The sequence below is a fragment of the Roseateles saccharophilus genome (assembly GCF_031458095.1).
Taxonomy (GTDB): Bacteria; Pseudomonadota; Gammaproteobacteria; order Burkholderiales; family Burkholderiaceae_C; genus Pelomonas; species Pelomonas saccharophila_A.
In genome coordinates this window covers 2,441,261-2,454,299 of record NZ_JAVDXU010000001.1, presented here as the reverse complement: position 1 = coordinate 2,454,299, position 13,039 = coordinate 2,441,261, and the positions used below count along the sequence as shown (strand labels likewise).

Below are 13,039 nucleotides of genomic sequence, written 5' to 3'. Positions count from 1 at the left end.
CAACCCCTCGTCCCAAGCAAGAGGGCCGCTCAGCCGCGCGGGCTGTGGGCGATGGCGCTGGCCAGCGCCGTGGCGCGGCGTTGCTGTTCCTGGCGGCGCAGGGCGCGGCTGACGGGGCGGGCGAGTGCGAGGGCAACAGCGCCCAGGCCGATGAGCAGGGTGCCGGTCTCGACCTGAACAGGCAGGGCGTCGAATTCGGTCTCGGCGGCCGGGCGTGTGGTGGCCGGCGTCCAATGGGCGCTGCCATTCAGCGAGGTCAGGCTGGCCGAGCCCAGACGTCCCGCATCAGCGATCACGGCGGCCGTCGTCGTGTCGACGATGGGTTGGCGCGCCTCACGCGCGGCACCCGCCGGGGTCGACGAACTCAGGGCAGCGATGACGGCAGCAGCAAGGACCAGGGCTTTCATGTGCAGGCTCACCGGAAAGAAGGACTGGAATGCATTGTTCGCAGCCTACCGTGATGAGGTTGTGAAGACTTCACGCGCTTGAGGGGGCCCCCCGCGAATGAGCGCCTCTGCCTTGACTATTGAGAAGCCCCTCGTCCAGGACCTACCTGGCCGGTCCCCCGAGGGGACGGCGATGCTTGCCGGATCGACCGGCAAGCACATCGCCAGTGCGGGCCGGCTAGGGAGCGGCCCGGCGCTCGCCCCGCGGAAAGGCACTCCGGCCCTGAGGTCCTGGGGCTACTGGGATGCTGCGCGGGCGGCTGCCTTGGCGGCCAGTTCTTCGCGCATGCGCTTGAGCTTTTCCCGGGGATCCTCGCGGGTGCCGCCCTCGTTGAGCTTCATTTCGGCCAGGAAGCGGCTCGGGATGCCCACAACGGTGTCGCGGCCTTTTTTGCGCCGGCGCAACGTCGACACGGCCAGCGTCGTGCGCGCGCGGGTGATGCCGACATACATCAGCCGCCTTTCCTCCTGCAGGGCCTCGGCCGTCATCTCCTCTTCATCGCGCTTGAAGGGCAACAGGCCTTCGTTGACTCCGGCCAGCACGACATGGGGCCATTCCAGGCCCTTGGAGGCATGCAGCGTGGTCAGCGTCACCTGGTCCTGCTCTTCGCCGCGTTCGGCCAGGGACAGGATGACGGAGATGGTCTGGGCCACGTCCAGCACGCTCTGCTTGGGCTCGGTGAAGCTGACGCCGCCTTCCTCGCTGTGCTGGCCGCCGCAGCGCTTGGCGATCCAGTCGACGAAGTCCAGCACATTGCCCCAGCGCGCCTGGGCCACCTTCTCGTTCTCCTCGTTGTCGATGAGGTGGGCTTCGTAGGCGATCTCCTTGAGCCACTCCGTCAACATCGCATGCGCCGCGGTATGGCCTTCGGTGTGTTTGGCCTTGTATTGCAGCTCGTTCACATAGCGGCCGAACTCGTGCAGCTGGGCCAGGGCCCGCGCCGTGACGGCCGTGGCCAGGCTCTCGGAGAAGAGGGCCTCGAACATGCTGCACTTCCACTGCGCCGAGAAGCTGCCCAGAGCCCCCAGCGTCGTGTGGCCGATGCCGCGCTTGGGCGTGGTCACGGCGCGCAAAAAGGCCGGGTCGTCGTCCTGGTTCACCAACAGGCGCAGCCAGGCGCACAGGTCCTTGATCTCGGCCTTGTCGAAGAAGCTCTGGCCGCCCGAGACCTTGTAGGGGATCTGGGCGCGGCGCAGGGCCTGCTCGAAGACGCGGGCCTGGCGGTTGGCGCGGTAGAGGATGGCGAAGTCCTTGAAGGCCGGGCCCTTGCCGTCGGCGCGCAGTTGCTGGATGCGCGCGACGGCGCGCTCGGCCTCGTGCTCCTCGCCATCGGCCTCCAGCAGCGCGATGGGCTCGCCGTCGCCGTACTCGCTCCACAGCTTCTTCTCGAACAGCTTGGGGTTGCCGGCGATGACGTTGTTGGCGGCGCGCAGGATGGACCCCGTGGAGCGGTAGTTCTGCTCCAGCGGGATGACCTTCAGGCTCGGGTAGTCGGTCGGCAGGCGCTTCAGGTTCTCGATGGTGGCGCCGCGCCAGCCATAGATGGACTGGTCGTCGTCACCCACGGCGGTGAACATGCCGCGCTCACCCACCAGCGCCTTCAGCAGCTCGTACTGCACCGCATTGGTGTCCTGGTATTCGTCCACCAGCACATAGCGCAGCTTGTTCTGCCATTTCTCGCGCGCCTCGGCGTCGGTGGTCAGCAGCTTCAGCGGCAGGGTGATGAGATCGTCGAAGTCGACGGCCTGGTAGGCCGCCAGGCGCTCCTGGTAGCGCACCATGACGGCGGCGGCTGAGCGCTCGTCCTCGTCCTGGGCGACCTGGGCCGCCTGGGCGGGCCCCAGGCCCTGGTTCTTCCACAGCGAGATGGTCCATTGCCAGCGCTGCGCCTGCTTCACGTCCGTCGTGCCGCCGGCGTCCTTCAGCACGTTCAGCACGTCGTCGCTGTCGAGGATGGAGAACTGCTCCTTCAGCCCGACGCGCGAGCCTTCCTCGCGCAGCAGGCGCACGCCCAGGCTGTGGAAGGTCGAGATGGCCAGGTCCTTGGCCGCCTTCTTGCCCACCAGGGCCTTGGCGCGCTCACGCATTTCCTGCGCGGCCTTGTTCGTGAAGGTGATGGCCGCGATCTGGCTGGGCCGGTAGCCCGACACCAGCAGCTGGGCGATCTTGGTCGTGATGACCTTGGTCTTGCCCGAGCCGGCCCCGGCGATGACGAGGCAGGGCCCGCTCAGGTGATGGACGGCTTCGAGCTGGGCCGGGTTCAGCCCGGCGGCGGGGGGGACTGCAGAAGACATGAGTGGGTTGGGTTCGGGCGGGCCGAGCGCCGGGCCGCTCCCTAGCCGGCCCGCGATGGCGATGTGCTTGACGGTCGAACCGGCAAGCATCGCCGTCCCCTCGGGGGACCGTCCAAGGTACCCCTTGGACGAGGGGCGCCCATCATGCCACTCGCGCCACGCCCTCTCCCGGCAAGGCTCTCAGGCCCAGCCCCAGCAACAGCAGCGTGAAGAAGATGAAGCCGATGCGTGGCGCGTCCAGCAGGCTGTCGAAGGCACCCACCGCGCCGAAGCCGATCAGGGCCGCGACGATGGCCGGTGCCAGCGGATGGTCGCGGCCGCGGCCGAAGGACAGCCGCACCAGGGCCAGCAGATAGGCGCCGCCCAACAGGGCCAGGCCCACCAGGCCCTGCTCGAACAGCACGTGCAGGGCCGCGTTCTTGATATGCCAGGGCAGGTGGTGGCGGTCGCTGGAGAAGAACCAGCGCGCCATCTCGCGGTTGAAGTCGCCATTGACCAGCAGCTGGTGGCCTTGCGAGTCCTGCATGGCGATGCGGGCGATGTCGACGCGCGCACCGCGCGTGTCCAGGGCCATGGAGAAGGTCACGAAGCGCGGTGCCCACCAGTCGCCGCCCAGGGCCGGCACCGTGCCGAGCTGGAACTGGCTGGTCTGCCATTCGCCCATGCCGGTGGCAGCCGCTTCGTTCCCGCCTTCGGCAGGCGGCGCCTCGGCCCGCAGCGGCTTCAGCATGGGCTGGATGCCGTAGCAGTTGTCCGGGTAGATGAGGTTCTTCTCGCAGACCTGCAGCACCATCAGCGCATCGGCGGCGGTGCGATGGACCAGGGTGATGGAGACCGGCCCCGGCGCGGGGGCGGGGATACGCTGGCTGATGCGGAACTGCTCGCCGCGGCCCAGCACATGCTTGCCGGCGGCCAGGGCCAGATAGGACTCGGTCGGATCGCGACGCAGCCGGTAGTCGCCCACCTGGCTGCTGATCGGTCCTTCGTAGAAATTGCTGGGCACGAAGCGGCCGGCGCCCTTGCCCAGCAGCCATTGGCGGCCGCCGTGCAGCAGGCGCAGGCCCTCGCGCCAATGCGTCAGGCGGGTCTGGCCGTCTTCCTTCCAGGTGGCGACGCGGTCGCGCAGATAGCCGCCGCCACCCAGGGCCGCGACGATGGCCATGACCATCAACAGGCCGGCCACCAGCAGGGCGCGCTTGCGCCAGCCGGCCTTGCCGTGGCTGCCCGCGCCCTGCAAAGGCCACAGCCGTGGCTCCAGCAGCATGACCGCCCAAAGGCCGGCGAGGGCCAGGCCCGCGGCCCCGGCCGTCCAGCGGCCCGAGGTGCCGCCCCAGTAGTCGGCCACGATGACCATGGTGGTCACCAGCCAGAACCAGGCCGTCGTGACGAGCACGGCGTAGATGGGCCGTGCCTGCCCGGGGGCGTCGCGCCAGCGCAGCGCCGCGCAGCACAGCAGGGCCACGACATTCAGCACATAGGCTGCCTTGGGCACGGCCATGGCCAGGAGCCAGCTGGCGCCGCCCAGCAAAAGGGCGAGGACGCCCCCCATCAGCAGGGCCGTCAGCCGCTGGCCCAGCGGTGGCAGCCACAGGCTGGCCGGCATGGTCAGCAGGATGACCATGACGAAGAACAGGGCCAGCAGGCCGCGATAGCCGCCGCCGCCGAACACCAGGGCGGCTGCCAGCGCAAAGGCGCCGGCCATGGCCAGGGCGCCGACCTTGGCCAGGCGCGGCAGCGGTGCGTCCACGGCGCCCAGGGAGCTGTCGATGCTGCTGCTCTCCGGCCCCGAGGCCGCGGCGCGGCGGCGTTGGGCGTCGGCCAGCATGACCATGGGGACGAGGGCCAGGGGCAGGGCGAGATAGACGCCGCGCGAGAAGGTGGTCAGGCAGGCATAGGCCGCCAGCAGCGCCACCACGAGGCCGATGGCGAAGCGCCACGGCGAGCGCGTGCGCAGCAGGGCCAGCAGCGCGAAGGGCAGGGTCAGCACCAGGAAGCCGTCCAGGGCCGCGCCGCCGACATGCATCTCCCAGAACAGGGCCGTCGTGCGGTAGTCGGTGGAGAAGTCCAGCAGGCCGGTAAAGGCCAGGCGCTCCCACAGCGCGGCGGCGCTGCCGCCGGCCAGGGCCAGCACCAGGCCGAGCAGCAGGCCGCGCGAAAAACCGCGGGGGCGCGCCGTCGCTGCCGCCGTCCACAGCGGCAGCATCGCCAGGACCAGGAAGATGGCCTTGGCATTGCGCACCGAGTTCATGGCCTCGTGATAGCCATGGAACCAGCCGAAGGCGAAGCCGCCGGCGTCGGCAAAGCCGCGTCGCATGCTCCAGGCCGCCGACAGGGCCAGGGCGATCAGCAGCACGACGACGACCGGTGAATAGACCAGGCCGTGGCGCCAGGCCGGCGCGCGGTCGCGCGCGTTCAGCTGCAGCGCATAGGCGAGATAGCCGCCGCAGCCGCAGGCGGTGACGAGGAGGTCCATCTCCTCGAAGCTGATCCAGCCGGTCCAGGGCGCCAGGCCGACCAGGGGCAGGGGCGCGAGCAGCAGCACGGGGGTCTTGACCCAGAACAGGGCCGCCAGCAGCACGACGGCACCCCAGGCGGCCAGGGCGATTGGCCCCGACAGCGGGTGGTGCCAGGCCAGCTCCGCACCGACGAGGCCAAAGCCCACGCCGGCCAGCAGGGCCAGCCACTGCGTCCGGGTAGCGGGCAGCCGGACCTGCAGTTCGCCCAGGCCCATCAGGCCCGAGGTGGCGGGGGCGGCCCCGACGGCGGCCATCAGCGCGCGCGCCGGTTCAGGCCGGCAGGCATCGGGACAGGACGGGTGGCGTGCAGGCACGCGATCTGCGGGCGGGTCATGAAACCTCCGGGGAAGCGCGCATTGTTGCCGAGCGCCGTTGGCGCCGCATCCCGGGCAACCCCGGCCGGATGAGGGGGCTCAGCGCCTGCGTCGCAGCAGCGCGAGTAGGCCCAGGCCGCCCAGCAGCAGTGCCGCCTGGGTGGGCTCGGGCACGGCCGTGACCTGGATGTTGTCGATGCCGACGACCTCGGTCACGCCGGCGTGGAACTCGCCCTTGATCGTCAGGCTGGTCACGTTGCCCAGCACGGCCGAGGACGGCAGCACGAAGCTGTAGTGATGCCACTGGCCGTCGGCCGGCGGGCTGCCGGCGGGCGCCATGTCGAACGTCAGGCTGCCGCCGCTGCCCGTGATGATGACTTCGCCGAAGGGCGCCCAGTCCGGCAGGTCGCCGTTGATATTCCTGGCGTCGAAGGACAGGGTGCCGCCGGCATAGGCCGACCAGTTGCCCAGCCAGGCCACGGGCGCGTTGAGCAGGAAGTCGTCGTTGGTGATGTCCGTGACCTGCAGCCAGCCGCCGCCGTTGCCGCCGCTGGCCATCCAGACCTGGTCGCCACCGTTGCTGGTGGTCCAGCCTTCAGCATCGGTATTGAAGCCGGCGGCCAGCGCGGCCGAGGCCGCAAAGCTCAGCGTGGCAGCGAGGCAGGACGCAAGAAGACGACGGGCCATGGCAGGCGCTCCAGAATCGATCGGGGCGCGCATTGTTGGCCGAGGGGTCGCTGCGGCGACATCCCTAGACAGCCCTGCGGCCCCGCGGTCCGGGGGGCTCAGCCGGCCGGGTGGTTCTGGGTGCTGGCCGTGGCGGCCGGGCGTTCCGCGACCTGGGCCGCCATCGCCATCAGCCCGATACCGGCGGCAGCACCCAGCCACAGCCAGCGCTTCCACCAGGCCGTGGGCTTGGGCGAGGCCGGTTCGGCCGGTGCCGCCGGGCTGGCGCTGCGCGAGGGGCCCAGGCCCAGCCATTCGCGCAGCTCGTCGGCCATGCTTTCGGCGCCGCGCATGCGCAGCTCGGGCGAGTCCGCCATGGCCGAGCGCAGCACGGCGTCGAGCTTGATCTGCTGGGCCTCCTTCAGCGTCGGCCATTGATCGGCGGCGCTGCCGCGCAGCGGCGCCAGGCCCTTGGGCGTGTCTTCCCAGCCGCAGATGAGGACGCGGGCCAGGGCGCCGAGGCCGAAGACCTCGCTGGCCAGGCTGGGCGGCTCGCCATTGCGGCGCTCGGGGGCGACGAAGGCCGGCGAGGCGCCCAGGCTCAGGCCGCGGTCGAAGGGATCGGTGGGGTCGGGGATCTTGGTCAGGCCCAGGCCCATCACGCGCACGTCGCCTTCGGGACCGAGCCAGATCATGGCGGGATCGATCTCGGCCAGCAGCCAGCCCTGCTGGTGGGCCGAGCGCATGGCTTCGCAGAGCTGCACCAGCAATTCCACGCGCTCGCGCAGGCCGAGCTGGTGCAGCTGGGGCAGCAGGGGCTCGCCATGCTGGCCCTCGATGATCAGATAGGGATGGGCGTCCGGCGTCACGCCGCTGTCGCTGGGCACGGCGATATGCGGGTGCTGCAGCTTGGCGAGGTCGCCGGCCTGGTCGGCATAGCGCAGCATGACGCCGGCCCCCTGGTCGCTGCGGTCCAGCACCAGGACGGCGGCCTTCTGCTCCTTGGCCATCGCATGGTGGGCGCTGTACCACTGGCCGGCATGCGCCTGCTCGCCGTCAGGCAAGGGCTTTTCCAGTCGCCATACGCCCAGGGCCTGCCCTTCGTCCAGGGGCGCGGCAGCGGCCGGTGGCGGCAGTGAGAGATTGGGCATGCGCATGGCGCGGCATATTAGGGGTGACCCCAGGGGGCATGCCATCCCCCGTTGTTACAAACGGCGACCGTCCGAGCATTCGCTCACGCCTCCGATACTGGGCGCCGATGCTTGCCGTCCTCGCCACGACCTTTCCCTTCTTCGCCCTGGTCCTGTGCGGCTGGCTGGCCGCCGAGCGCGGCCTGCTGCCGGACAGCGCCATCCCCGGCCTGAACGGCTTCGTGCTGTTCTTCGCTCTGCCCTGCCTGCTGTTCCGCTTCGGCCGCGACACGCCGCTGCTGCAGCTGCTGAACCCGGCCCTGCTGGGCGTCTACGTCAGCTCGGCCCTGCTCATCGTCTTCTTCACGGTGGCGACGACGCTGTCCGAGCGCGTCGGCATGAAGGACGCGGCCTTTGGCGCCCTGGTCGCGGCCTTTCCCAATACCGGCTTCATGGGCGTGCCGCTGATCGTCGCCCTGCTGGGCAGCGCGGCGGGCGGGCCGGTCGTCAGCACCATCCTGGCCGATCTCTTCGTGACCAGCTCGCTGTGCATCGCCCTGGCCCAGGCCGGCGCCAGCGGCCATGCCGGGCGCGCCGCCTTCGTGCAGGCGCTGAAGGCGGCGGCGTCCAACCCCTTGCCCTGGTCGATTGCGCTGGGTGCGCTGCTGGGCGCCAGCGGCCTGCTGCTGCCGGGGCCGCTGGCCAAGGTCATCGCCATGCTGGGCGACGCCGCCTCGCCGGTGGCCCTGTTCACCATCGGTGCGGTGCTGAGCCGGTCGGGCCGTGCCAACCGCAAGGCCGGCCGGGTGACGCCGCCGGCGCTGTACCTGCCGGTGGCGGCCATCAAGCTGCTGCTGCATCCGGCCCTGGTGTTCGCCCTGGGCGCCGCGGCGCGCTGGCTGGGGGCGCCGCTGGCCTGGCCCCAGCTCGTGGCGCTGACGCTGGCGGCGGCCCTGCCAAGCGCCAGCAACGTGTCACTGCTGGCGGAGCGTTATGGGGCCGACAACGGCCGCGTCGCGCGCATCATCCTGGCGTCGACGGCCCTGGCCTTCCTGACCTTCAGCGGTCTGGCCACCGTCCTCATCGAGCCTGCGGCAGGCTGATCACCACGCGCAGGCCGCCGCCATCGCGGTTGCTCAGCGCGATGCGGCCGTCATGGGCCTCGGCGATCTCACGCGCCAGGGCCAGGCCCAGGCCGGTGCCGCCCTGGGAGCCGGGCTCGGAGCGCTTGGTGGAATAGAAGGGCAACAGGGCCTGGGCCAGCACGACCTCGCTCATGCCCGGGCCGCGGTCCAGCACCTCGATGCGCAGCTCGCTGCCCACCTGGGCCAGGCGCAGCGCGATCTCGTCGGGGTCGCTGCCCGATTCGTGGGCGTTCTTGATCAGGTTCAGCAGGGCCTGCTCGATCTGGGCGGCGTCGAACCAACCCGGCTGGGCGGGCAGCTCACCATCCAGGTTGAACTCCCCCAGCGTGGCCAGCCGGTTCAGGAAGGAGGCCCAGTCCACGGTGTCGCGGCGCGGCGCGGGCAGCTTGGCAAAGCTGGCGTAACCCGACAGGAAGGCGTGCAGATGCGTGGCGCGCTCGCCGATGCTGGCCAGCACCTGGGGCAGGCGTTCGGTGTCGCCGCGCCGGGCCAGTTCGGCACCGCTGTGGGCCAGCGACGAGATCGGCGCCAGCGAATTGTTCAGCTCGTGGCTCAACACGCGGATGACGCGCTTCCACGTCGCCACCTCGGCGCGTGACAGCTCGCGCGTCATGCGCCGCAGCAGGCGCAGCCGGTGCGGCTGGCCCTGCAGCCTGAAGGTCCGGGTGCTGTGGTGGAAGGTCTCCTCCGAGCCGTCGGGCAGGGTCACGGCGAACAGCCGGTCGCCATCGCCGGCCAGGGCCTCGCGCAGGGTCTCGGGGAGATCGGCGATGACGGTGCCGAAGTCCAGGCCGGTCAGGCTGCGGCCGTCACCCAGCAGCTGGCGGGCGGCCAGGTTGGCAATGGCGATGCGCTCGCTCGGCGCGGTCAGCACCAGGGCGACGGGCGTGTTCTGCACGACGGTGTCCAGCAGCAGTTCGCGCTGGGCCAGGTGCTGACGCTGTTCGCGCAGGGCCAGGCCCAGGTCGGCGTGCAGGCGCGTCAGCGCGATCAGCTCGCGCGGCCCGGCGCCGGTGAGGTTGAGGCTGAAATCGCCATCGCGGTAGCTCAGCACGGCGCCTTCGAGGGCGCGCGTCAGCTTGAGCAGCGGCGCCAGCCAGAAGGCCGCCAGCCAGGCGATCAGCGGCAGCATGACGAGCACCGCCACGGTCAGGGCGATGCCGGCGTCCAGGCCCATGCGCCTGACGCCAAGGATGACCAGGGGCGGCACGACCGCTGCCGCGCCAAGGGCCAGCAGGGCGCGGGCGCGCAGAGAAAGATGCGCGCTCAAGGTGCTATTCCGTAACGCTCCAGCCGCCGGTACAGCGCCTGGCGCGACAGGCCGAGCTGGCTGGCCGCACGGCTGACGACGCCGCCGGCTGCGTTCAACGCCGCGACGACGGCCTCGCGGCTGGGTTCATCCAGATTGCGCCAGGCCCCGCCGCCATTGCCATTGGCGTCCTCCAGCCCCAGCAGGGCCGGCGTGATGTCGCCGCCCTGGCAGAGCAGGGCCGCGCGCTCGACGGCGTTCTTCAGCTCGCGCACATTGCCCGGCCAGCGGTGGGCCAGCAGGGCCTCGCGCGCGGCCTCGCTGAGGCGGGCGCGGCCGGCCAGGAAATGTTCGGCCAGCGGCAGCACGTCGTCGCGGCGCTCGGCCAGGGCGGGCAGCTTCAGCTCGATGAGATTGAGGCGGTAGAACAGGTCTTCGCGAAAAGATCCGGCCTTGACCATGGCGCGCAGGTCGGCATTGGTGGCGCTCAACACGCGCACCTTGACCTGGCGGGTCTTGCTCGATCCCAGGCGCTCGAACTGGCCGGTCTCCAGCACGCGCAAGAGCTTGACCTGGCCGGCCAGCGGCAGATTGCCGATCTCGTCGAGGAAGAGGGTGCCGCCGTCCGCCGCCTCGAAGCGGCCCACGCGGGCCTTGGCCGCGCCGGTGTAGGCGCCGCTGTCGCTGCCGAAGAGCTCGGCCTCGATGAGGTCGGCGGGCAGGGCGCCGCAGTTCAGCGCGACGAAGGAACCCTCCTTGGCCGCCGAGTTCGCGTGCACAAAGGCCGCGATGCGCTCCTTGCCGGCGCCGTTGGGCCCGGTGATCAGGACCGGCACCGGCGCGGCGGCGATCTGGCCGGCCAGCTCCAGCAGATTGGCGGTGGCGTCGGAGCCGAACACCAGGCCTGCCAGGTCGTAGCGCCGCGCCAGGGCCGCACGCCGCTCGCGCCGGGCTTCGCGCAATTGCGCGATCTCGCGGTTGACCTCGTCCAGCTCCAGCAGGTTCTCGACGGTGGCGATCAGCTTGGCATCGTCCCAGGGCTTGGCGAGATAGTCGGCGGCACCGGCCTTGACGAGGGCGACGGCGGCGTCCAGCCGCGTCCAGGCCGTCAGCAGGATGACGGGCAGGTCGGGGCGGCGGGCGCGGATGGCGCGAAACAGCCGCTCGCCCTCCTCGCCCGAGGTCGTGTCGGCCGTGAAGTTCATGTCCTGGATGACCAGCCCGTAGGCGCGCTTTTCCAGCAGGGCCAGGCCTTGCTCCGGGCTGGTGGCCACGCTGGCCTCGATGTCGTGCAGGGACAGCAATAACTCCAGGGCCTGCCCCACGCCGGGGTGGTCGTCAATGATCAGAACACGTCGCATGGGCGGGGAGGATAGGGCGGTTTGGCCCCCGTATGGTGCGGCTCGTCTTAACGCCCTGTTACCTCTGACCGCTTGCTCTAGGTGTTTACCTGGGCGCGTTTACATGCCAGTGAAATAACCCGCGCCGTATCCTGCGGCGCTCGCGCGCGCTCACGCCGCGAAGCCCAGTGCCGCGACAGCGGCCCAACAAACGTCGAAGGGAATCTCACCATGTCCTCTGTGGGAATTGATGCCGTGCCCGGTCCGGGCCGGAGTGCCGGTCTGCTCGACAAAGAGCGCACCATTGCCGGCGTTGGCTTCAACCGCTGGCTGGTCCCGCCGGCGGCCCTGGCCATCCACCTCTGCATTGGCATGGCCTATGGCTTCTCGGTGTTCTGGCTGCCTTTGTCCAAGGCCCTGGGCATCAAGGAAGCCGTCAAGTGCGGCCCCGAAATTGGTTTCTTCCAGGAGCTTTTCGTCTCCACCTGTGACTGGAAGGTCTCGACGCTGGGTTGGATGTACACCCTGTTCTTCGTCTTCCTCGGCTGCTCCGCAGCGCTGTGGGGCGGCTGGCTGGAACGCTCCGGCCCGCGCAAGGCCGGCGTCGTGTCGGCCCTGTGCTGGTGCGGCGGCATGTTGATCTCGGCCTTGGGCATCCATCTGCACCAGTTCTGGCTGATGATCCTCGGCAGCGGCGTCATCGGCGGCATCGGCCTGGGCCTGGGCTATATCAGCCCGGTGTCGACGCTGATCAAGTGGTTCCCGGACAAGCGCGGCATGGCCACCGGCATGGCCATCATGGGCTTTGGCGGCGGCGCCATGATCGGCTCGCCGCTGGCGGCCGAACTGATGAAGACCTTCGCGACCGCCACCGACGTCGGCGTGACGCAGACCTTCATCGTCATGGCCCTGGTCTACTTCGTCTTCATGATCGGTGGCGCCTTCGGCTACCGCGTGCCGCCGACAGGCTGGAAGCCGGCCGGCTGGACGGCCCCCGCTGCTCAGGCCAGCAACGCCATGATCACGCAGCGCCATGTGCACGTGAAGAAGGTCTGGGGCATTCCCCAGTTCTGGCTGGTGTGGATCGTGCTGTGCATGAATGTGTCGGCCGGCATCGGCGTCATCGGCATGGCCAGCCCCATGCTGCAGGAAGTCTTCGGCGGCTCGCTGATCGGCTTGAGCGGTGACGGGGCCAAGTTCGGCGCACTCGACAAGGCCCAACTCGCCAAGATCGCCGCCGTGGCCGCGGGCTTCACGGCCCTGCTCAGCCTGTTCAACATCGGCGGCCGCTTCTTCTGGGCCAGCCTGTCCGACAAGCTGGGCCGCAAGATGACCTATGTGGTCTTCTTCGTGCTCGGCGGCCTGATGTACGCCAGCATCCCCAGCAGCGCCGCTGCCGGTTCCAAGCTGGCCTTCGTCGGTGCCGTCTGCGTCATCCTGAGCATGTATGGCGGCGGCTTCGCCACCGTGCCGGCCTATCTGGCCGACCTGTTCGGCACGCAGATGGTGGGCGCCATCCACGGCCGCCTGCTGACGGCCTGGGCCACGGCCGGCATCCTGGGTCCGGTCGTCGTGAACTACATGCGCGACTACCAGCTGGAACTGGGCCTGCCGCGCGAGCAGGTCTACAACCAGACCATGTACATCCTGGTCGGCATGCTGGTCGTCGGCCTGATCGCCAACTTGATGATCAAGCCCGTGGCCGACAAGCACTTCATGACCGAGGCCGAACTGGCCGAGGAAAAGCGCCTGGCGCACGAGCGTGCGGCGGCGGCCGAAGTGGGTTCGGGCTCCGGCGCCTCCGGCAAGACCTCGTCCGCCGTGGTGGTGCTGGCCTGGGCCGCCGTGGGCATCCCGCTGGCCTGGGGCGTGTACAAAACCCTGATCAACGTCGGCAAGTTCTTCAACTGAGCGCCTTCGCGCTGTAGGCTGACAAGC

At 70.1% G+C, this 13,039-nt stretch carries 9 protein-coding genes; 2 read left to right on the top strand and 7 right to left on the bottom strand.

Going from position 1 to position 13,039, the window contains the following annotated elements:
- Positions 1-29 precede the first annotated feature (29 nt).
- The 5 genes from J2X20_RS11200 to J2X20_RS11180 all read right to left on the bottom strand — a co-directional run bounded on the left by J2X20_RS11200 (position 30) and on the right by J2X20_RS11180 (position 7,388).
- Positions 30-407, bottom strand: coding sequence for a hypothetical protein (locus tag J2X20_RS11200; protein WP_310264469.1), 378 nt, complete (start codon positions 405-407; stop codon positions 30-32).
- A 276-nt stretch (positions 408-683) separates the two neighbouring features.
- Entirely contained in the window at positions 684-2,741 is a 2,058-nt protein-coding gene (locus tag J2X20_RS11195) for an ATP-dependent helicase (protein WP_310264467.1), read from the bottom strand.
- Positions 2,742-2,883: 142 nt separating this feature from the next.
- Positions 2,884-5,571, bottom strand: a complete 2,688-nt coding sequence (locus J2X20_RS11190; protein ID WP_310264464.1) for a hypothetical protein — start codon at positions 5,569-5,571, stop codon at positions 2,884-2,886.
- Between the two features lie 99 nt (positions 5,572-5,670).
- Positions 5,671-6,258 (bottom strand): PEP-CTERM sorting domain-containing protein, encoded by a 588-nt coding sequence (locus tag J2X20_RS11185; RefSeq protein ID WP_310264461.1) that lies wholly within the window; start codon positions 6,256-6,258, stop codon positions 5,671-5,673.
- A gap of 98 nt (positions 6,259-6,356) precedes the next feature.
- On the bottom strand, positions 6,357-7,388 hold the full coding sequence (locus J2X20_RS11180) for a serine/threonine protein kinase (RefSeq protein ID WP_310264459.1): 1,032 nt from the start codon (positions 7,386-7,388) through the stop codon (positions 6,357-6,359).
- Between the two features lie 107 nt (positions 7,389-7,495).
- Between J2X20_RS11180 and J2X20_RS11175 the strand changes: the two genes are divergently transcribed.
- The gene (locus J2X20_RS11175; RefSeq protein WP_310264456.1) at positions 7,496-8,470 is read left to right on the top strand and encodes an AEC family transporter; all 975 of its coding nucleotides are present in this window, start codon (positions 7,496-7,498) and stop codon (positions 8,468-8,470) included.
- On the opposite strand, the gene J2X20_RS11170 is transcribed toward J2X20_RS11175, so the two are convergent.
- Both J2X20_RS11170 and J2X20_RS11165 read right to left on the bottom strand, forming a co-directional pair.
- The gene (locus J2X20_RS11170; protein ID WP_310264454.1) at positions 8,448-9,782 is read right to left on the bottom strand and encodes a sensor histidine kinase; all 1,335 of its coding nucleotides are present in this window, start codon (positions 9,780-9,782) and stop codon (positions 8,448-8,450) included. The genes J2X20_RS11175 and J2X20_RS11170 overlap by 23 nt on opposite strands.
- Positions 9,779-11,122: a sigma-54-dependent transcriptional regulator gene (locus J2X20_RS11165; protein ID WP_310264451.1), complete on the bottom strand. Its 1,344-nt coding sequence runs from the start codon at positions 11,120-11,122 to the stop codon at positions 9,779-9,781. The genes J2X20_RS11170 and J2X20_RS11165 overlap by 4 nt, the downstream gene beginning before the upstream one ends.
- Before the next feature lie 210 nt (positions 11,123-11,332).
- On the opposite strand from J2X20_RS11165, the gene J2X20_RS11160 reads away from it, so the two are divergent.
- A complete protein-coding gene (locus J2X20_RS11160) occupies positions 11,333-13,012 on the top strand; it encodes an OFA family MFS transporter (protein WP_310264450.1) in 1,680 nt (559 codons plus the stop codon).
- The last annotated feature ends 27 nt before the right edge of the window (positions 13,013-13,039 follow it).